Genomic DNA, 21,296 nt, shown 5'->3' with positions numbered 1-21,296 from the left:
AGACTAATAATGCCTCTCGAGTAAAACTGCCTCCAAGCGATCACTAATACGGTTAGGTATTTGTCGCTTGACCTCATGAACCGCTTCCTTGATGGCATTGTTAAAGGCAAATATATCTGCACTTCCATGACTCTTAACAACAATGCCACGCAATCCTATCAGACTTGCGCCATTATACTGGTCGGGGTTCAGCTCTTTTAAGCTAGAAATGACATCACCGAAGAGCCATTTCGCTAAAATTTGTTTGAATTTTGATGTAACCAGATGTGATTTTAGTTGATCTAAAAATAAATGTGCAACACCTTCACTGGTTTTTAAGCATACATTACCAACAAAACCATCACACACTACTACATCAGCATTGCCTTGATAAAGTTTATCACCTTCAATATAACCGATAAACTCAATATCTTTGCACTGGTGTAGCATTTCTGCGCATCGTTTTATTTGATCGTTGCCTTTAATTTCTTCTTCGCCAATATTCAACAATGCCACTTTGGCTTTACGCCCTAATGACTGCTCAGCTAATTCAGAGCCCATTACTGCAAATTGGAATAAGGTTTCAGCATCGCATGATACATTCGCGCCAAGATCAAGCATCCAAGTACGTTGATTGTTTTTAGTAGGTAAAGGACTAATTAATGCAGGGCGTTCAACACCCGGAAGAAGTTTTAATGTAAAACGGGAGAGTCCCATTAATGCACCAGTATTGCCTGCGCTAATACACGCGTCAGCTTCTTTACTAGCAACTAAATCAATGGCCATTCTCATTGAGCTACCACGACTGTGTCGTAATGCTTTTGAAGGTACTGTGTTATTGCCTATAACGCTGTCGCTATGAGCAATAGAGAATCGTTGATTGGGGATATAATTTAGATGTGTTAGCTGTGTAGAAATCGCATGACGATCTCCAACAACAATAATTTTTAGCTCTGGGAATTGCGACAATGCCTGCACGATGGCAGGCACTGTAACTTGGGGACCGAAGTCCCCACCCATCGCATCAATTGCAATGGTTAGCTGCTGCAAAGCGTCAACCTTACTTGTTGATTACCTTGCGGCCACGGTAGTAACCGTCAGCTGTAACGTTGTGACGAAGGTGAGTTTCGCCACTAGTTGCGTCTACAGATAATGCACTTGTAGTTAGTGCATCGTGTGAACGACGCATGCCACGCATTGAACGTGATTTCTTGCTCTTTTGTACGGCCATGGACCCTACTCCTCAATTACTGTTGTTTTAAAGATTTTAAAACATCAAACGGATTCGGTTTCTCTTCCTCTTCAGGAATTTCACCAAATACCAAATTGTTAGATTTGACCTGACAATCTTTAATGTCATGCATAGCGACTTGCGGCAACGCTAGAATGAACTCATCAGTTACCAACTCAACGAGATCAACTTCACCTACTTCATTTAAATCTACAAACTCATATTCCTCAGGAACTAGAGCTGCCTTCTCTTCGCTTAAAAAAGGCGTACACTTAAATGATACATTTAGGTGATGTTCAAAATTTTCATTACAGCGTTGACATTCCAACAATACATCGACGTTAGCTTTACCAGAGATAACGGCTAATCGTTGTTCGTCAACTTTAAACGACATCGTGACTTCAGCATCACTTTTCACATCTACAGTAGATTCAGCCAAACGCTTTAAAATATCAGATTGGATGATTCCATCGTAGTCTAATCTTCGTTGAGCGTTTTGGATTGCATCAACTGTTCGTGGTAATTTTACCTTTTGCATAGGGCGCGCATCTTATCTTTCTAAAGCCTTCGAGTCAAAGAAAAATGGCAAAAATTATGCTTTTTTTCTTCCCAGTTGCTATTTCAGCAGAGTTGCTAATAATAAACGAAAAATTAAAGAAGAAGAACCCATTATGCAACCAAAACTGATTCTAGCTTCAACATCGCCTTTTCGCCGAACGATCTTAGAGAAGATCCAAGTTCCTTTTGATGCAATTTCACCCAACTGCGACGAAACCCCACAAGAAAATGAATCACCTACTGCGTTAGTCACTCGATTAGCGGAACAAAAAGCACGATCTTGTCATGTCCAGGATCCCAACCATTTGATCATAGGATCCGATCAGGTTTGCGTAATTAACGGACAGATTATTGGTAAGCCACTGACACGAGAAAAAGCAATTATCCAACTTCAAAAAGCCAGTGGTCAAATCATCACTTTTTACACAGGCTTATCACTACTCAATACGACCACAATGACAGCAGAAACTCTTTGTGAAGAATTTCATGTTCATTTTCGTCAATTGACCTCACAACAAATTGAAAACTATGTTGATAAAGAGATGCCATTGTATTGTGCTGGTAGTTTTAAATGTGAAGGGTTAGGCATTGCATTATTTGATAGATTAGAAGGAAAAGATCCAAACGCTCTTATTGGCCTTCCACTAATCTCTTTAATTGATATGTTAGATCGTCAATCTTTTTCAGTACTCTGAATCGCAATCACAAAAAAGCGATAAGTATGAAATAATACTTATCGCTAGAAAATAACAAAAAATAAAATTAGTTTTTAGCTCGTAATCCTTTCAAGACACGTTCTAATCTAGTTTCCATTGGAGCACTAATATCCATTAACTCTTCAGTGCTTGGATGCGTAAATTTAATATTTGCCGCATGCAAGAAAAGTCGATCTAAACCAAATTGGCCTGAATACGCATCAAATCGTCTGTCACCATAACGGTCATCCCAACCTATTGGGTGACCTGCATGTTGTGCATGTACACGTATTTGGTGAGTACGTCCCGTAATTGGACTTGCTTGAATTAATGTTGCCTGCTCAAACTTTTCTAAAATTTTAAAACGCGTTTCTGACGGTTTACCGTTAGGGTTAACACGAACAATGCTGTTCACTTCATTTTTAAGTAAAGGAACATTCACAACTTTGCACGTACTCTTCCATTGGCCCATAACTAAAGCAAAATAGTATTTCTGAACCGTTTTATTTCTAAATTGTTCTTGCAGTCTGCGTAATGCAGAACGTTTTTTAGCGATTAAAAGAATTCCTGACGTATCTCTGTCAATTCTGTGCACCAACTCTAAAAAACGAGCATCAGGTCGTAAAGCTCGTAATGCTTCAATAGCACCAAACTTCAAACCACTCCCGCCATGAACAGCAGTACCTGAAGGCTTATTTAGAATCAGAAGGTGATCATCTTCATAAATAATACAACTTTCAAGTTCAGAGACTCTAGATAATTTAACACTAGGTAATTCTGGAGCCGTTGACTCAGGAAGCTTCACGGGAGGAATTCTGACTAAATCCCCTTCTTGAAGTTTGTATTCTGGTTTAATACGTTTTTTATTTACACGAACTTCGCCTTTACGCACTATTCGGTAAATCATACTTTTTGGAACATTTTTTAAGCGGGCAAGAAGAAAATTATCGATTCGTTGCCCTGCAAAGTCGTCATCGATCTCAACGAATTGCACTTTAGGTTTATCTTCATTCATTTCCTTATTCTACTGTCTTAATTCTAATTGATGAACCTTTTTTAGCTCAGTTTCAAATAATGAAGATTGCTGAGGCTTGATCTGACTGTTATAGTTAGCATCTGAAATCGGCCCAGATGGCCATTTCTTCACCTTGGTGAGCATAAAAGCACCAAAAGAACTAAAAATATACTGCTCGAATGCGGTGATGCAGCAATTGGCGTAAGACATCTATACTGCTTTGAGTTTTTTTGCTTGTTATGCCTAAACCATTTTTTATGTTTTAACGACCGCGAATAATTGCGGATCAGCACTATTTTATCGATAGTGTTGATGTGGATTGTGCCCTAGAGCATCCCTGAGTTCCAGCCGTGAGGCTGCACATGTAATCAGCCTTGGGATCTGGCACCATTTAAAATGGATTATGATAGACAAGCTCGACAATTTGTAATGAGTATTCCCTAATGAAAAGAATGTTGATTAACGCAACCCAGAAGGAAGAGTTGCGCGTCGCATTAGTTGATGGCCAGCGCCTTTTTGATCTAGATATCGAAAGCCCAGGTCACGAATCTAAGAAAGCTAATATTTATAAAGGTAAAATCACCCGTATCGAACCAAGCTTGGAAGCAGCTTTCGTTGATTACGGCGCTGATCGCCACGGTTTCCTTCCCCTTAAGGAAATCGCTAAAGAATATTTCCCACAAGGTTACACTTATCAAGGACGTCCAAATATCAAGGACGTATTGAAAGAAGGCCAAGAAGTTATTGTTCAAGTTGAGAAAGAAGAGCGTGGTAACAAAGGCGCGGCTTTAACAACGTTCATATCTCTGGCTGGTAGCTACCTTGTTCTTATGCCTAATAACCCTCGTGCTGGCGGTATTTCTCGTCGTATCGAAGGTGACGAGCGAACTCAATTAAAAGCAGCATTAAGCACATTAGAACTACCTCAAGGTATGGGTCTGATTGTTCGTACTGCTGGTGTTGGTAAATCAGCAGAAGAGCTTGAATGGGATCTAAACGTACTCCTAAATCATTGGGAAGCGGTTAAACACGCCTCTGAATCAAATCAAGCACCTTTCCTAATTCACCAAGAAAGTAATGTGATTGTTCGCGCAATTCGTGATTACTTACGCCGTGATATTGGTGAAATCTTAATTGATAGCCCTACGATTTTCGATCGTGCTCGTCAACACATTCAACTTATTCGTCCTGATTTCTTATCTCGCGTTAAATTGTATGAAGGCGAAGTCCCACTATTTAGCCACTACCAAATTGAAAGCCAAATTGAATCGGCTTTTGAACGTGAAGTGCGCTTACCTTCTGGTGGTTCAATCGTAATCGACCCAACTGAAGCGCTTACTTCTATTGATATCAACTCTGCTCGTGCTACTAAAGGCGGCGATATCGAAGAAACTGCATTAAATACTAACCTAGAAGCAGCCGATGAAATTGCTCGTCAATTACGTCTACGTGATTTAGGTGGTTTAGTGGTTATCGATTTCATTGATATGACGCCAGTTCGTCATCAACGTGAAGTAGAAAACCGTATGCGTGAAGCGGTTCGTATGGATCGTGCTCGTGTTCAAATCGGTCGTATTTCTCGCTTTGGTTTATTAGAAATGTCTCGCCAACGCTTAAGCCCGTCTTTAGCAGAAGCAAGTCACCATATCTGTCCTCGTTGTACGGGTACTGGTGTGGTTCGTGATAATGAATCTCTAGCACTTTCAGTACTTCGTTTAATCGAAGAAGAGTCTTTAAAAGACAATACAACTCAAGTTCTTGCTGTTGTCCCTGTCGCTATCGCTTCTTATTTATTGAATGAGAAACGCCGCTCAGTTCAACACATTGAAAAATTCCATAATGTTCGCGTTATTATTGTTCCTAACTCTGACATGGAAACACCACACTTTGAAGTGGTCCGTATCCGTGAAGGTGAAGAACAAGAAATGCTGTCTTATCTTCTTCCTAAGAATTTAGAAGCATTACGTGAAGCTGAAGCCAAAGAAACGCCTGCAATGTATTCTGCACCGAAGAAACGTGAAGAGCCGGCTCTTCAAGGTTTCAGTGCACCAACTCAAGCAGCTCCAATGGCTAAAGCTCCAGAAGCTAAAACAACAGAGACAAAAACAGCAGTAACAACAGAAGATAAGCCGGGTTTAATTAGCCGCATCTTCTCTACTATTGCTAATTTCTTCTCTGCACCAGAAGCAGCACCAGCTGAAACTGAGAAAAAAGAAGAGAAAGAAGAAAAACCAGTACAACGTCATAATCAAAACCGTAACAACGATCGTCGTCGTAACGAAAATAATCGTAACAATCGTAATAATCGTCGTAACGGTAATGATAACCGCAATAACAACGAAAACCGTCGTGATAAGAAAGTTGAAGATGTTGAAGTTGCCGCTACTAAACCAGTAAAAGCAGCTGATAACAAGCCAACTAGACAGCCTAAAGTTCGTAAAGAAATTGCAGAGCAAGGTATTCAACTGGCTGCTGAAGCTCAACAAGCTCCAGTTCAAGTATCAGAGCAACCAGCTGAAAAACGTGAAAAAACGGTTCAAGTTAAACAACGTCGTCAACGTCGTCAACTGCAGAAGAAAATCCGTACGGGTCAAGCTGCTGAAGTTGAAAGCAAAGTGGTTGTAACTCCTGAAGTTGTAACTCCTGAAATTGAAACTCCAGCACCACAACCTGAAGTAGCAAAAGAAACGAATACAGAAGTAAATACAGAGCGTAAAGAAGGACAGCGTCGTAATCGTCGTTCTCCTCGCCATTTACGTGCAAGCGGTCAACGTCGTCGCCGTCGTGATCGTCGCCCTGTAAACCCTGCTCGTTTATTCTCTGGTGTAGCCTCTCCTGAAATGGCGATGGGCAAAGTTTATCCTGATTATGCTCACATCTTGAAGCAAAAACTGGCTAAACAACAACAAGAGAAATTTGTTGATAACGATACTCAAAACGCACAAGACAAAGCAAATCAAGCTAACGTAGTGAAAAATCTCGTTGGTGGTGTTGCTTTCCCTGAAATGGCGATGGGTAAAGTATTACTTCCTTACGTTGCAACTCCGATTGTTGAAAAAGCAATTGTGACAGAAACGATTATCGAAGCTCCTGCTGCTGAAGCTCCTACAGCAATAACAGAAAAACCAACTAAAGTAGATGCACCAGTTGCGATTGAAACAGTAGACGTTATTGTTGAAGATAAAGTAGCTCTTGTTGAAGTTGCACCCATTGTTGCTGAAGAAGTAGCACCAGTTATTGTTGAAGTCGAACCTGTGATTGAACAGGTACCTACTGTTCAAGCAACAGTAGAAGCTCAACCTAAAACTGAAATTGTTACTGCTAAACCACAATATAAAGGTCAAGCATCTTCAGGTATGACAAAAGCAACTGGCCCTACAGAGATTAAAGAAATCACTGTAACCGCTGCTGCATTCAGAACTGAACGCTTCGTGCCTAAACAAGCCGGTAGCTTAACAGCAACCGGGCACGCAAGTGCTGCAATGGCAAAAACAGCAGGTTTATAATTTCTTAGGCTTCGCCTTTGAATAATAAAACCATTGTAATTAAGCAAGTTACGTTTCGACGTAACTTGCTTTTTTTATATTGATATCCTGAATAAACATTGAACTTCATCACGCTTTTCTGTACGATTCGCGCCACACATGCCTGAAAAACAACCAAGAAGATACCTAAAAAACATGTTTGAATTCCCAAAATTTTCTAATCATTCAGTAAAGAATGATGTTCTTTCAGGGCTTACCGTTGCGTTAGCTCTTGTTCCTGAAGCCGTAGCCTTTGCCTTTGTTGCTGGTGTTGACCCTATGGTTGGCCTTTATGCTGCATTTATTGTTGGTTTAATTACATCAATAATTGGTGGTCGCCCTGGAATGATTTCTGGTGCAACCGGTGCCATGGCCGTTGTAATGGTCAGCTTAGTCGCAATGCACGGCGTTCAATACCTTTTTGCAGCAATTTTACTCGCCGGTCTTCTGCAAATTACTGCTGGTTTATTTAAACTAGGTAAATTTATTCGTATCGTTCCGCATCCTGTGATGATCGGTTTTGTAAACGGTCTAGCTATTGTTATTTTCCTTGCTCAACTTGGTCAATTTAAAGCACCTGACGCTTTAGGCAACTTGGATTGGCTTCAAGGTCCTGAAATGATGTTAATGCTTGGTCTTGTTGCACTAACAATGGCTATCATTCACTTTTTACCAAAACTAACAACGGCTATTCCTTCGTCTTTAGTTGCTATCATTGTAGTCACAGGTTTAGTTCAAGGATTAGATTTAGACACACGTACTGTTGTTGATTTCTTACGTACGATGAGCGGAGACGAAGCGGCAACACTTGCTGGTTCACTGCCTACTTTCTCTGTACCTAACGTTCCTCTTTCTTTAGAAACGTTATACATCATCTTCCCGTATGCATTAATTTTAGCGGCAATCGGTCTAATCGAGTCATTATTAACCCTAACTGTCATTGATGAAATGACGGGGACTCGTGGCCAATCTAACCGTGAATGTGTTGGTCAAGGCGTGGCAAACGTAACTTGTTCTGTATTTGGTGCGATGGGTGGTTGTGCTATGATTGGTCAATCAATGATCAACGTAAACTCAGGTGGTCGTGGTCGTTTATCAGGTATTACAGCCGCACTTGCCCTACTTGGTTTCATCCTTTTCGCTTCTGGTTTAATTGAAATGATCCCATTAGCAGCATTAGTTGGTGTTATGTTCATGGTTGTTATTGGTACATTTGAATGGGCTACATTCAAACTGGCTCGTCGCGTACCAAAACAAGACTTCTTTGTTATTGTGTTAGTAACCGTTGTTACTGTACTGACTGACCTTGCTGTTGCTGTTGGTGTTGGTGTTGTCGCTTCTGCGCTAATGTTTGCATGGCAACACGCGAAACACATTTACTCGACAAATACAGTGAATGACGAAGGTTCTAAGGTTTATGAAATTAACGGCCCAATCTTCTTTGGTTCTGCTGCTAATTTCTTAGAGTTATTTGATGTTGAAAGTGATCCAAAAGACATCGTGATTGACTTTGCTGCATCACGAGTGGTGGATCACTCGGCCATTGAAGCGGTTGATACTATCGCTGAACGCTACTCTAAAGCAGGCAAAAAGGTACATCTTCGCCACTTAAGCCAAGATTGTCATGCACTTCTAAATAAGGCTGGTAGCCTGGTAGAGATTAACGTGCAAGAAGATCCAATCTATAAAGTGGTTAGCCAATAGTTGCTCTTTCACTTTTATAATTGATTGATAATAAAAATCCCGATATGGTTCTCCTATCGGGATTTTTGTATCTAACACCCTACAAAAATACTAACTACTTCCCCTTCTTATTTAATGGAATAAAAAATGGCTGATCTAGATCAGAAAGACGAGCGCTATAAACAACGTCAATCAAAAATCAAAGAGAACGTAGATAAGCGTGTAGAAAAAGCACAAATAGAAAAAGGCTTATTAATTGTTGTTACTGGTAATGGAAAGGGAAAAACAACCTCAGGTTTTGGGACAGTAGCGAGAGCTGTCGGCCATGGATTAAATTGTGTCGTAGCTCAATTTATTAAAGGGACATGGGATTGTGGTGAAAGAAATCTATTAGAAGGTCACGGCGTTCCTTTTCATGTAATGAAAACTGGCTTCACTTGGAATACGCAGGATAAAACAACAGATACAGAAGCAGCACAACGAGTGTGGCAGGAATGTAAAAAAAGTCTATCTGATGAGTCGGTTGACTTAGTTTTATTGGATGAGATGACTTACATGGTCACTTACGGCTATATAGAATTAGATGAATTAAAAACAGCATTAGAAAATCGACCAAAAATGCAATCGGTCGTCATCACTGGTCGAGCAGCACACCGTGAATTAATCGAAATGGCTGATACCGTTTCTGAAGTTCGTAGCGTTAAGCATGCGTTTGATTCTGGAGTAAAAGCGCTGAAAGGCATCGATTGGTAAATAAGATTAATTCCAATAATATAAAAATGGCCTATATCATTAAGATTACAGGCCATTTTCTATTCCATGATTGTTAAGTTCTATTAATTAAATAGTCCTTTTAACAATTTATTTGCAGCATCTTTTATTTTTTCATCTTTAATTTTGTCGCCGTATTTTTCTTCTAATTTCTCAATACCGCGGTCAATTTCTTTTTTCGCTTTCTGCTGCATCACATCATCAAGTTCAAGTTTGTATTTTGGTTTAGCCCAAGAGCCCGTGATACGGATCGGAATAGTGACGTCTTTAAGATCATTGATGTCTTTACCGCCCTGCCCTTTTAATGAACCAACGATTGATGTTTTAATTAACATATTCGTTGTTTCATTGATGTAATGTGCAGAGCCTTCACCATGGATCCTTAGCAGTGGAGAGACCATCTTAATATTCTTCGTTGTCGCATTCCCTTTAGATAAATAAAAGTCTGCAGATAACGCACTAAAATCTGTCTTTTCAGCTTCTTCACTGCCTTTTATTTTTTCGCCTTTAATTTGAGCATAAGTCGTACGTATCAGTAATGGGATGTTTACCCCATTAACGGCTCCGTCAGCAAAGTTAATCGATGCCTTCCCTTTTAAGTTTTGTTTTAATTCCGTTGGTTTTAAACTTTTCCCAGAAATATTAAGATTAATACTCCCAGTTCCTTCAACTAAACTTTCTCCCATTACATCGATTAATAATGGCGCAATTTGAACGCCCTTAATAACGTTGTTAGCTGTATAGCTTGGGGTTGCTTTACGGGCATCTAAGCTAGCGGTCATATCTATAGCCCCGCCGTATAAATTCGAATGAAATTTACTTAGCTTTAATACACCTCGATTAATTGAAAATACAGATTCAACATTCTGCATTTTTGCATTATTCGCTTTAAACTTATCAATGATAATCGTACCCGCGACATCCAATGTTTTTAACGCACTTAAGTCAGGTTCAACTTCTTTAACTGGTGTTGATGTGCTACTTGATGAGTTTGTTTTCGCTTTCTCATCTGTAACTTGCGTATCACTTTTTGGTAATGTCGCTAATAGTGCATCAACATCAATATTCGGACTACGTAAAGAAAAGCGTACTTTAGGGATATCTCTTAGCTCAACACTGACCTTACCAGTAACGTCAGTATCGACAGCAGATAAGGTAAGTTTCTCTACCTTTAAAAAAGATTTGTTTACATCAAATGAACTATCAAAACCAATAACGGCGGTAACATCTTCATTTGGTAACCCTTTACCTTTTACATTATTGGTACTTTTAAACGACTTAATACGAATAAGATCTAATGATTTAGGGACGTTAACAGCAAAAGATGATTCTGAATTAACCAGTAAATCGTTCGCTTTGCCTTTTGCTATTAGCTGAATATTGGCCCATTCATCAAAATAAAATTGATCAATAGTGAACGTAATATTATCAAATGTATTCGTGGCATCTGAATACGATGCTGTAAATTCAGTTTGCTTTAACGATGCTGTATCTAGCGTAGTTGCAATATTTAAATCGGTTTTACCAGCAAGAGATATTTTCTGTTGACCTAAATCGCCTTTAAGATCAAACGTTAAGTGTGCCCATTCTCCCGGACTAAATTGAGACAATGATAAATTGATATCATTGAGCTTTGTCTTTGACCCTGCTCTATCATCTTGAATAAGCACTTTTGCATTCGTTAAAGCGATGCCCTCTAATGTTATTTTCCAATCATTTATATTTGTGCTTGGCTGAGAAACCTCACTAGCATTAGTTGCCACATTTGTATCTTCTGATACTGGCGCTTCGGTTCCAACCTGCGTTTTTTTAGGCGTTAAATTATCAAGGTTAGTCGAACCGTCTCTTAAGGTATGTAACGTAAAGGAAGCTCCATCTAAAGTAACTAACCCTATGTTTATTTCGTGGTGAAACAATGGACGCACATTAAGATCCAAAATTGCATTATCAAACTTAACTAAATTTGGAGTCGCAAAACCTTCAGGATTGCTTAGTGCTGTCTTTCCAATAGAGAAACCAATGGATGGGAAAAATCGCCATTCAATATCGCCATCAATGGTTAATTGACGACCCGTTTGAGCCTCAACTTGCTCTTTTATCAAAGGTTTAAAATCGTTAGGGTTAACAAGTAATACCAACATCAATAATGCGGCAATGATAGCGATAAGCGGTATGCTAATTAGTAGGGCAATTTTTTTCACGGCAAAAATCCATCTAATGTATTGAAATCGTAAAGATAGTGTTAATTATGCCATCACTTAGGCCTAATAAACATAGGGTTACCTATAGTTATATACCTAAATAATGATAAATTACAGAAATCAGACAAAAAAAAAGCCAACATAAATGTTGGCCTTTTTATTTTATATCATCTGATTATGCTTTTAATAAACGCGATATATGTGCTTTTAATACATCAATTGCGATACGGTTTTTACCGCCACGAGGAACGATAATATCGGCATGTTGTTTAGATGGATCAATAAATTGCATGAACATTGGACGAACAGTCTTCTGATATTGTTCAAATACCGATTCCATTGAACGACCGCGTTCTTCTACATCACGCTTAGCACGACGTAATAAACAAATATCTAAAGGCGTATCCATGAACACACTTGCGTGCATTAAATTACGTAAGCGTGGATCCGTTAATAATAAAATACCTTCAAGAATAATTACTTTCTTTGGCGTCATTACTTCAACGTCTGCTGTACGTGTGTGTTCCGTATAACTGTAAGTCGGAATGTTAACCGCTTCACCACGCATTAATTGCTCAAGATGCTCACTCAATAATTGGTGATCAAGTGCATTTGGGTGGTCATAATTCGTTTTGACTCTTTCTTCCATGGTCAGGTGGCTTTGGTCCTTGTAGTAACTGTCTTCAGTTATTACACCAATTTGGTGGTCGCCAACTTTTGCTCGTAGTTCATTATAAATAGTCGAAGCGATCAAACTCTTACCTGAAGCTGATGCCCCTGCAATACCTACGATAATACAGTGATGATTACTGTTCTCTGACATAAAAGATACCTAAAGTGTGCGAGATACGGTTATTAAAATAAAACCGCCTGATTATAAGGATTACTCACCATACTTTCCACCGAAAATTACACATAAGTGTGAAGCTACAATGACTTGAACATTATTTGGTCAGCAACCACCTCTCCCTGCCAATATAAACGACTTGAAACCTGCTCCGCTAATTCAATATAGAGTTGGCTGTGTGCACTAGAGGCATCAGACGCAACGCTTGGGGTGCCCGAATCAGTCTCACGACGAATATCAATATGTAAAGGAAGCTGTCCTAATAGAGGAATTGAATAACGTTGCGCCATTAACTCTGCACCGCCAGTACCAAAGATGGCCTCTTCATGGCCACAATTAGAACAAATATGAACACTCATATTTTCTACCACACCAACAACTGGAATATCTACTTTACTAAACATATTCACCCCTTTTATAGCATCCGTTAATGCTAAGTCTTGCGGTGTTGTTACAATCAGAGCCCCTGTTGTTGGAATTTGCTGTGATAAAGTAAGTTGAATATCACCAGTACCTGGTGGCATATCAATAATCAAATAATCCAGATCTGGCCATAACGTTTCATTAATTAACTGGGATAATGCTTTAGATGCCATTGGACCTCGCCATACAGCAGCTTCTGATTTATCAACCAGATAACCAATTGAATTACTGTGTAAACCGTGAGCTTCTACTGGCATCATTCGATTATTATCAATAATATTTGGCTTTTTATCTTCAACGCCTAGCATTAATGGAACGGATGGGCCGTAGATATCCGCATCTAATATCCCCACTCTTGCGCCTAAATGATCTAAAGCTAAGGCCAAATTAACTGCAGTGGTTGATTTGCCAACCCCTCCCTTACCAGAGCTAACAGCAATAATATTTTTAACGCCTTTTACCGCTTGTTTGTCTGTTTTTAATGTTGCTATTTTAGATATCACAGAGAACTCTAAAGATGAGAGATTCAATTGTTCTTTTTGCTCATCAACCCAAGAAAGTAAACTGGATTTCACTGAGTGAGAAACAAAAGGCAATGTCACGGTAATCACACCTGTTGCAGCAATAGAGACTACATTAGGGATCTCCGCCCAACGCTCACAAAGTTGTGAATGGGAAAAATCATTGAGCCAATTTTTTATCTCTGCCATCGTTGTAAATGCCATCTTGCTACTCCTCAGTTATTTTTACTCATCCTATCACTAATTGCCCCCTTGATCCTCTATGCATTCAAGCTCGCTTCAGGTACTATTTATCTCTTAAAATTTTCACCCATCACATTAAGCGAAAGAGAAGATATGGCTACAGATCCGAGAAAAATTCTGGTTACATGTGCTCTACCGTATGCAAACGGTTCAATCCACTTAGGCCATATGCTTGAGCATATCCAAGCGGATATCTGGGTTCGTTACCAACGCTTACGCGGCAACGACATTAACTTTATTTGTGCAGATGACGCTCACGGCACACCGATAATGCTTAAATCTCAACAGATGGGTATCACTCCTGAAGAAATGATCGCAGCTGTTAGCGAAGAACATCAAAAAGATTTTGCGGGCTTCGATATTAGCTTTGATAATTATCACAGCACTCATAGCGATGAGAACCGTGAATTAGCATCTAACATTTATCTTGAACTGAAAAAGAATGGTTTTATTACTAGCCGTACTATTTCTCAATTATTTGACCCCGAAAAAGAAATGTTCTTACCTGACCGTTTCGTAAAGGGCACATGTCCAAAATGTAAAGCTGAAGAGCAATACGGCGACAACTGTGATAACTGTGGCGAAACGTACAGCCCAACAGATCTTATCAACCCTAAATCAGCCGTTTCTGGTGCAACTCCAGTAATGAAAGATTCTGAGCATTTCTTCTTTGACTTACCTCAGTTTGAAAGCATGTTAAAAGAGTGGACTCGTTCTGGCTCTCTTCAGACTGAAACAGCAAACAAAATGCAAGAATGGTTTGAATCTGGTTTGCAACAGTGGGACATCTCTCGTGATGCGCCTTATTTTGGTTTTGAGATCCCTGGTGAAACCAATAAATTCTTCTATGTTTGGCTAGACGCTCCTGTTGGTTACATGGCTTCTTTCAAGAATCTATGTAGCAAAAAAGAAGGCCTAGATTTTGATGAATATTGGAAAAAAGACAGCACAACAGAGCTTTACCACTTCATAGGCAAAGACATTGTTTATTTCCACAGTCTTTTCTGGCCTGCAATGCTAGAAGGTTCTGGTTTCCGTAAACCAAACAATGTATTTGTTCATGGTTACGTGACAGTAAATGGTGCGAAAATGTCTAAGTCGAAAGGCACATTCATTAAAGCCGGTACTTACTTAAATCACTTAGACCCAGAATGCTTACGTTACTACTACGCAGCAAAACTAAATAGCCGTATTGATGATCTTGATTTAAATCTTGAAGATTTCACTCAACGTGTAAACTCTGATGTCGTAAATAAGATTGTTAACCTAGCTTCTCGTAACGCTGGTTTCATTACTAAACGTTTTGATGGCAAACTTGCTGATAACTTTGTGGCTCCAGAGCTTTACAACGAATTCGTTGCTGCTGCAGACCGTATCGCTGAATTATACGAAACTCGTGAGTTTAGCCGCGCTATTCGTGAAATTACTGCGCTTGCTGATAAAGCAAACCAATACATTGACGAAAAAGCACCTTGGGTTCTTGCGAAAGAAGAAGGCAAAGAACAAGAGTTACAAGAAGTCGCTTCTGTCGGTATTAACTTATTCCGCGTACTAATGGCTTACTTGAAACCTGTAATGCCAGAACTTGCTGGACGTACTGAAGCATTCTTAAACGAAACATTAACATGGGAAGGCGTTGCACAACCATTAACATCTCATGAGATTACGAAGTTTAAAGCATTGTTCAACCGTATTGATCCTAAGAAAGTAGAAGCAATGGTTGAAGAATCAAAAGAAGATGCTGCAGTTGAAATGGCAGCAAAAGAAAAAGCAGAAGCGGACAAAGAAAAAGCAAGCCAAACTGAACTAGACAAAGAACCAATCGCAGATGAGATTGAATTCGATGCGTTCGAAGCTGTTGATATGCGTATTGCACGTATTATCTCTTGTGAAGAAGTTCCAAAGGCAAATAAACTACTTAAATTCCAGCTAGACATTGGCGGTGAAACTCGTCAAGTATTCTCTGGAATTAAATCAGCATACAAACCTGAAGAACTAGAGGGCAAGCTAACTGTTATGGTTGCTAACCTTAAACCTCGTAAGATGAAGTTTGGTATGTCTGAAGGCATGATACTAGCTGCAGGCCCTGGTGGTAAAGATCTTTGGATTCTTGAACCACACGAAGGTGCTCAACCTGGTATGCGTGTAATGTAATTCTTTTTTAAAAGATAATACCAATCGTAGTAAATAACTGCTCATCCTAGCTAGTTAAACTGCTCGATAACTGCGTTGAAATTTTTGATTGTAGAATAACTACTTATCGAAACATTTCGCCTTGTTCTCAATCATTTTTCCTGCGCTATTTCTGACCACTTACTTACTGTGATTGGTATAACTTACAAACAAAAATAGAGACCAAATGGTCTCTATTTTTTTATCTATTTATCGGTGATTACAAATTTAGGATCTTTCACCTATCAAATTACAAACTTATAAAACTGACGCTAAAGAAAGATTAATTTCGCTTAATACTTCTGATGGATTTTCTGCTTGCGTAATTGGACGACCAATCACTAAATAATCAGAACCTGAAGTAATAGCATCTACTGGCGTCATAATACGCTTTTGATCACCCACCGCAGAGCCTGCAGGACGAATACCAGGAGTCACTAACGTAAACTCTTTGCCTAGGTCAGCTTTTAGCATTGATGCTTCTTGAGCTGAACACACAACACCATCTAACCCACTATTCTTAGTCAACGCCGCAAGACGTCTAACTTGTTCTTGTGGTGAAATATCTAATCCAATACCCGCTAAATCTTGCTGCTCCATACTAGTTAAAACAGTAACACCAATAAGTAATGGACGATCTTTACCATACGGTTCTAAGATTTCACGTGATGCTGTCATCATACGTTCACCACCACTCGCATGAACATTGACCATCCATACTCCCATTTCAGCAGCCGCTCTTACCGCTTTTGAACAGGTATTAGGAATATCATGAAATTTTAAATCTAGAAAAACAGAAAAACCACGCTTATGAAGTTCCTTTACAAACTCAGGGCCAAATAGAGTAAACATCTCTTTACCCACTTTTAATCGGCATGAACTAGGATCAATTTTATCAACAAATGCTAATGCATCTGATTGATTATCATAGTCCAACGCAACGATTACCTTTTGGTCTTTCATTTTCTATCCTTATTTATATTTATTTTAATCAAAAAAAGAGGCACTCATGCGCCTCTTAATTATTCACCGTCTAAGCCCCTAATCGGCTTAATAACACCCCAACCTTTACAAGAAGGACATTGCCAAAATAAACGATGCGCAGAAAAACCACATTTACTGCATCGATAGTTTGGTTTCATTTTCAACTGCTCTCCTACCAGGTGTTGTAAGCTTGATAGGCTGGCTTTTGCCCTGCCATCTTCAGCTTCATCCACGTGATACCCCATTAAGCGATAAAAGCCTTTCATAGTTGGATTTTTAAGCAGTTGTTTAGTCATATAACCTTGAGCTAATGCGGTCCCTTCATGCTTCGCTATTAAATTTGATAACATTAACTCAGCACTTGCACCTGCTCCTTTTGAAATCGCTTCTTTCAAGAAATGTAATAATGCACCTTCTCGATCCAGCTTTTCATAACATTCAGCAAGTAAAGGCAATGCCTCGCTGATAAATTCAATATCTTGATCTAAAACGGATTCTAATTGGCTAACGGCGGCTTTGAAGTTATCTTCTTCCATTAATAATTTTGCCATCATAATAGAGGCGCGGACACATTGATTATCAATAGATAAGGCTTTCTTCAGGTTTTGCTTAGCTTTATTAATATGGCTATCTGCTAGTTCTTGCATTGCCAATTCACAATAATAATGGGCAATATCTGGCTTTAATTTCTTTTTTCCCATTTTAACTAAGCTATTTGCAAAGTTAATTGCTTGTTCCCATTCACGGGTTTGTTGATGAATTGCAACAAGCTGCAGTAATGCTGCCTCTCTGTGATCGGGTTCATCAACAAGCTGTTCAAAAATCTTTTCTGCTCGATCAAGAATACCAGCAACCATGTAGTCTTTCGCCAGTTGCTGCAGAGCAATATTACGCTGATCTAACGTTAGGTTTGGACGAGCAATGAGGTTTTGATGAATTTTAATAGCACGATCAACCTCACCTCGGCTTCTAAAAAGATTACCTAAGGCTAAATGAGTATCTATGGTATCGCTATCAACTTGAAGTAGTTCAATGAAGTGATCTACTGCTTTATCTGACTGATCAGAAAGCAATAGATTTAACCCCGTCACATACTGGCGTGACAGGTGATTTGTATCTCTTTGACGTTGTTGTCTCGCACTCCTGTTACCCATATACCAGCCATATCCGGCAGCAATAGGTAATAATAGGAATAGCAGCTCTAACATTAAGTCATTACCCTTTTGTTGAGTCTAAGCGTAATTTATCCAATTCGATGGTTTTCTTTTCAAGACGTTTACGTAAACGACGTTGCATCATACTGGCTTTTAGATACATACTGCCACAAATCAACCAACCCAAACCAAAGCCCGTAGCAAAGAAAATACCAAGTAAGGTTGATAATTGGAAATCACCTTGAGCTAATAAATAATTAAAATTAACCACAATCTGATTCTGTGCGCCAACAGCAAGTGAAATCAGAAATAGTGCAATTAGTAAAACTGCAATTATAATTTTCACTGGTCTTCCCTCCCGTTAAATGAATATCTACCAAGATCTTATTTTACAGCTCTAAAGATACACCTAAATGCACTGAAAATGAACATAAAAAAACGGCATACTTAAAAGTATGCCGCTTTTATATACTAATTCACATTAGTTGAAATTCACACGTTCACGCAGTTCTTTACCTGGTTTAAAATGAGGAACAAACTTACCGTCTAATTCAACTTTATCACCAGTTTTCGGATTTCGACCTAAACGAGGCTCTCGATAGTGTAGAGAAAAACTACCAAAACCACGAATCTCTATACGATCACCGCCTTCTAGCGTTGTTGCCATCTGCTCAAGGATTTCCTTGACTGTATCTTCAACCTGCTTAGCAGAAAGTTGAGGCTTTTTACTACACAGTTGTTCAATCAGTTCAGATTTTGTCATAAATGACCTCCTACGTTATCGAAAGAAAAGGGAGCATTACGCTCCCTTTAAATTTACTTATTCGCCTTTAGCTGCTTTGAAAGCGTCAGCCATTGCGCTACCGAAACCACCATCTTCTGGTTTAGTATTCAGTGTTGCCATTGCTTCTTGCTCATCAGCTTCATCTTTAGCTTTGATAGATAGGTTAACTACGCGGTTCTTACGGTCTACACCAGTGAACTTCGCTTCAACGCTATCGCCAACGCTTAGGATTAGAGATGCATCTTCAATACGGTCACGAGAAAGCTCAGAAGTACGGATGTAACCTTCTACGCTATCTGCAAGAGTAATTGTAGCGCCTTTAGCGTCAACAGCTGAAACAGTACCGTTTACTAGAGTACCTTTCTTGTTGTCTGCTAGGTAGTTGTTAAATGGGTCTTCTTCCATTTGTTTAACACCTAGAGAAATACGCTCACGCTCAGCATCAACAGCTAGAACAACAGCAGAGATTTCGTCGCCTTTCTTGTACTCACGTACCGCGTCTTCACCTGTAGCATTCCAAGAAATGTCAGATAGGTGAACTAGACCGTCGATGCCGCCGTCAAGACCGATGAAGATACCAAAGTCAGTGATAGATTTGATCTTACCAGTAACGTGGTCGCCTTTAGCTTGCGCTTCAGCAAATGTCTGCCAAGGATTAGCTTTACATTGTTTCAGACCTAGAGAGATACGACGACGTTCTTCGTCAATCTCAAGAACCATAACCTCAACTTCGTCGCCTACATTGACAACTTTAGAAGGGTGGATGTTCTTGTTAGTCCAATCCATTTCAGAAACGTGTACTAGACCTTCAACGCCTTCTTCGATTTCAACGAAGCAGCCGTAATCAGTTAGGTTGGTAACACGACCAGAAAGTTTGTGACCTTCTGGGTAACGCTTAGCGATAGCTACCCATGGATCTTCGCCAAGTTGCTTAAGACCTAGAGAAACACGAGTGCGCTCACGATCGAACTTAAGAACTTTAACATTGATCTCGTCACCAACATTTACGATCTCAGATGGGTGCTTAACACGCTTCCAAGCCATATCTGTGATGTGTAGTAGACCGTCAACGCCACCTAGATCAACGAATGCACCGTAGTCAGTAAGGTTCTTAACGATACCTTTAACTTCCATGCCTTCTTGTAGAGAAGCAAGTAACTCGTCACGTTCAACACTGTTTTCAGATTCGATAACAGCACGACGTGAAACAACAACGTTGTTACGTTTTTGGTCAAGTTTGATTACTTTGAACTCTAGCTCTTTGCCTTCAAGGTGCAGAGTGTCACGTACTGGACGCACATCAACAAGAGAACCAGGTAGGAATGCACGGATACCGTTAAGTTCAACTGTGAAGCCGCCTTTAACTTTACCGTTAATAACACCCATAACTGTTTCAGCATCTTCGTATGCTTTTTCAAGTTGAATCCAAGCTTCGTGACGCTTCGCTTTCTCACGAGAAAGTTGAGTTTCACCGAAACCATCTTCAACAGCGTCAAGAGCAACGTCTACTTCAGAACCAACTTCAACTTCAAGTTCGCCAGCAGCGTTCTTGAATTGTTCAGCTGGGATTGCTGCTTCAGATTTAAGGCCTGCGTCAACAAGAACGAAACCGTTCTCGATAGCAACAACAACACCTTTAACGATGCTGCCTTGTTGGAATTCAGTTTCAGATAAAAACTCTTCAAAGAGTTGAGCAAAAGATTCAGTCATTAATTTGATCTTCAATTATTAAACGTCCATGGGTATCCTACCGCATGGGGTTGATAGTAAGGTTAGTTATCATCCTTGCAACTAACTAAGTTTCAATTATAGCTTAGATTCAATAAAAGTAAGAGCCTGAGCAACTACTTCATCAATATTCATTGACGTTGAATCTAGTACCAAAGCGTCTTCCGCAGGACGTAATGGAGCAACAGCTCGATTGCGGTCACGATCATCACGCTCTTGGATTTCGCTTAAAAGACGGTCAAATCTAACATTTAACCCCTTCTGTTGCAACTGCTTCATACGGCGATTCGCACGTTCTTCGGCACTTGCATCTAAAAATATCTTAACTTCTGCACCTATAAATACAACAGTGCCCATATCTCGACCATCAGCAACAAGTCCAGGGGCTGTAGCAAACGCTCTCTGGCGACGCAATAACGCTTCACGCACTTGAGGCAACGCTGCTACTTTTGATGCTGCCATACCCGTTTCTTCTTTACGAAGTTCCGAAGATACGTCTTCGCCTTCTAAGATGACTTTAACCAAGTCACCTTCAGCTTTAAATTGAACGTCTAGATTAGCCGCAAGAGGAACAAGTCCTTCTTCTGAATCTAAATCAACACCATGGTGAATTGCAGCCAGTGCTAATACGCGATAAATCGCACCAGAATCTAATAAATTATAACCTAGCTTTTCGGCAAGTAACATGCACAAAGTGCCTTTACCTGCTCCACTTGGACCATCAACAGTAACAACTGGTGAATGAATAGTCATGGAGTTCTCCATTAATTATTATGATTGGTT

General features: G+C 39.7%; 19 protein-coding genes. 5 read left to right on the top strand and 14 right to left on the bottom strand.

Annotated elements, in window-relative coordinates:
- Positions 1 to 3: 3 nt before the first annotated feature.
- From plsX to yceD, 3 genes are read right to left on the bottom strand one after another with little or no spacing between them, the layout of a single operon-like run.
- Positions 4 to 1,029, bottom strand: coding sequence for a phosphate acyltransferase PlsX (gene plsX, locus A6E03_RS10810; RefSeq protein ID WP_065593698.1), 1,026 nt, complete (start codon positions 1,027 to 1,029; stop codon positions 4 to 6).
- A gap of 10 nt (positions 1,030 to 1,039) precedes the next feature.
- Positions 1,040 to 1,210 carry a 50S ribosomal protein L32 gene (rpmF, locus tag A6E03_RS10805; protein WP_060991458.1) on the bottom strand — a complete coding sequence of 57 codons (171 nt, stop codon included), beginning with the start codon at positions 1,208 to 1,210 and terminating at the stop codon, positions 1,040 to 1,042.
- A 16-nt stretch (positions 1,211 to 1,226) separates the two neighbouring features.
- Positions 1,227 to 1,748, bottom strand: a complete 522-nt coding sequence (gene yceD, locus A6E03_RS10800; RefSeq protein ID WP_065593699.1) for a 23S rRNA accumulation protein YceD — start codon at positions 1,746 to 1,748, stop codon at positions 1,227 to 1,229.
- A 133-nt stretch (positions 1,749 to 1,881) separates the two neighbouring features.
- Here yceD and A6E03_RS10795 point away from each other — a divergent pair, with 133 nt between their 5' ends.
- On the top strand, positions 1,882 to 2,463 hold the full coding sequence (locus A6E03_RS10795) for a nucleoside triphosphate pyrophosphatase (protein ID WP_065593700.1): 582 nt from the start codon (positions 1,882 to 1,884) through the stop codon (positions 2,461 to 2,463).
- A 67-nt stretch (positions 2,464 to 2,530) separates the two neighbouring features.
- Here A6E03_RS10795 and rluC read toward each other — a convergent pair whose 3' ends face one another.
- Positions 2,531 to 3,478 (bottom strand): 23S rRNA pseudouridine(955/2504/2580) synthase RluC, encoded by a 948-nt coding sequence (gene rluC / locus A6E03_RS10790; protein ID WP_065593701.1) that lies wholly within the window; start codon positions 3,476 to 3,478, stop codon positions 2,531 to 2,533.
- A gap of 9 nt (positions 3,479 to 3,487) precedes the next feature.
- On the bottom strand, positions 3,488 to 3,688 hold the full coding sequence (locus A6E03_RS10785) for a hypothetical protein (RefSeq protein WP_065593702.1): 201 nt from the start codon (positions 3,686 to 3,688) through the stop codon (positions 3,488 to 3,490).
- Between the two features lie 233 nt (positions 3,689 to 3,921).
- Between A6E03_RS10785 and rne the strand changes: the two genes are divergently transcribed.
- The 3 genes from rne to cobO all read left to right on the top strand — a co-directional run bounded on the left by rne (position 3,922) and on the right by cobO (position 9,438).
- The gene (gene rne / locus A6E03_RS10780) at positions 3,922 to 6,984 is read left to right on the top strand and encodes a ribonuclease E (RefSeq protein ID WP_065600844.1); all 3,063 of its coding nucleotides are present in this window, start codon (positions 3,922 to 3,924) and stop codon (positions 6,982 to 6,984) included.
- 174 nt (positions 6,985 to 7,158) lie between these two features.
- On the top strand, positions 7,159 to 8,706 hold the full coding sequence (locus A6E03_RS10775; RefSeq protein WP_065600882.1) for a SulP family inorganic anion transporter: 1,548 nt from the start codon (positions 7,159 to 7,161) through the stop codon (positions 8,704 to 8,706).
- 126 nt (positions 8,707 to 8,832) lie between these two features.
- On the top strand, positions 8,833 to 9,438 hold the full coding sequence (gene cobO / locus A6E03_RS10770; protein WP_065593705.1) for a cob(I)yrinic acid a,c-diamide adenosyltransferase: 606 nt from the start codon (positions 8,833 to 8,835) through the stop codon (positions 9,436 to 9,438).
- Positions 9,439 to 9,521: 83 nt separating this feature from the next.
- On the opposite strand, the gene A6E03_RS10765 is transcribed toward cobO, so the two are convergent.
- From A6E03_RS10765 to apbC, 3 genes are all read right to left on the bottom strand, one after another.
- Positions 9,522 to 11,657 (bottom strand): AsmA family protein, encoded by a 2,136-nt coding sequence (locus A6E03_RS10765; protein ID WP_065600843.1) that lies wholly within the window; start codon positions 11,655 to 11,657, stop codon positions 9,522 to 9,524.
- A gap of 175 nt (positions 11,658 to 11,832) precedes the next feature.
- The gene (gene udk, locus A6E03_RS10760; protein ID WP_065593707.1) at positions 11,833 to 12,480 is read right to left on the bottom strand and encodes a uridine kinase; all 648 of its coding nucleotides are present in this window, start codon (positions 12,478 to 12,480) and stop codon (positions 11,833 to 11,835) included.
- A gap of 104 nt (positions 12,481 to 12,584) precedes the next feature.
- A complete protein-coding gene (apbC, locus tag A6E03_RS10755) occupies positions 12,585 to 13,652 on the bottom strand; it encodes an iron-sulfur cluster carrier protein ApbC (protein ID WP_065593708.1) in 1,068 nt (355 codons plus the stop codon).
- 132 nt (positions 13,653 to 13,784) lie between these two features.
- Here apbC and metG point away from each other — a divergent pair, with 132 nt between their 5' ends.
- Positions 13,785 to 15,845, top strand: coding sequence for a methionine--tRNA ligase (gene metG, locus A6E03_RS10750; protein WP_065600842.1), 2,061 nt, complete (start codon positions 13,785 to 13,787; stop codon positions 15,843 to 15,845).
- 276 nt (positions 15,846 to 16,121) lie between these two features.
- Here the strand turns inward: metG and pyrF are convergent, their stop codons facing one another.
- The 6 genes from pyrF to cmk all read right to left on the bottom strand — a co-directional run bounded on the left by pyrF (position 16,122) and on the right by cmk (position 21,266).
- A complete protein-coding gene (pyrF, locus tag A6E03_RS10745; protein ID WP_065593710.1) occupies positions 16,122 to 16,826 on the bottom strand; it encodes an orotidine-5'-phosphate decarboxylase in 705 nt (234 codons plus the stop codon).
- A 59-nt stretch (positions 16,827 to 16,885) separates the two neighbouring features.
- On the bottom strand, positions 16,886 to 18,055 hold the full coding sequence (gene lapB, locus A6E03_RS10740; protein WP_065600841.1) for a lipopolysaccharide assembly protein LapB: 1,170 nt from the start codon (positions 18,053 to 18,055) through the stop codon (positions 16,886 to 16,888).
- A 7-nt stretch (positions 18,056 to 18,062) separates the two neighbouring features.
- Positions 18,063 to 18,347 (bottom strand): LapA family protein, encoded by a 285-nt coding sequence (locus A6E03_RS10735; protein ID WP_065593712.1) that lies wholly within the window; start codon positions 18,345 to 18,347, stop codon positions 18,063 to 18,065.
- Positions 18,348 to 18,482: 135 nt separating this feature from the next.
- On the bottom strand, positions 18,483 to 18,764 hold the full coding sequence (gene ihfB / locus A6E03_RS10730; RefSeq protein ID WP_065593713.1) for an integration host factor subunit beta: 282 nt from the start codon (positions 18,762 to 18,764) through the stop codon (positions 18,483 to 18,485).
- A gap of 57 nt (positions 18,765 to 18,821) precedes the next feature.
- On the bottom strand, positions 18,822 to 20,495 hold the full coding sequence (gene rpsA / locus A6E03_RS10725; RefSeq protein ID WP_065593714.1) for a 30S ribosomal protein S1: 1,674 nt from the start codon (positions 20,493 to 20,495) through the stop codon (positions 18,822 to 18,824).
- A 96-nt stretch (positions 20,496 to 20,591) separates the two neighbouring features.
- On the bottom strand, positions 20,592 to 21,266 hold the full coding sequence (cmk, locus tag A6E03_RS10720) for a (d)CMP kinase (RefSeq protein WP_065593715.1): 675 nt from the start codon (positions 21,264 to 21,266) through the stop codon (positions 20,592 to 20,594).
- Positions 21,267 to 21,296: the final 30 nt, after the last annotated feature.

It is taken from the genome of Aliivibrio sp. 1S128 (assembly GCF_001691065.1).
GTDB lineage: Bacteria > Pseudomonadota > Gammaproteobacteria > Enterobacterales > Vibrionaceae > Aliivibrio.
The sequence above is the reverse complement of the archived record's forward strand: the minus strand, read 5'-3'. Positions and strand labels throughout refer to the sequence as shown.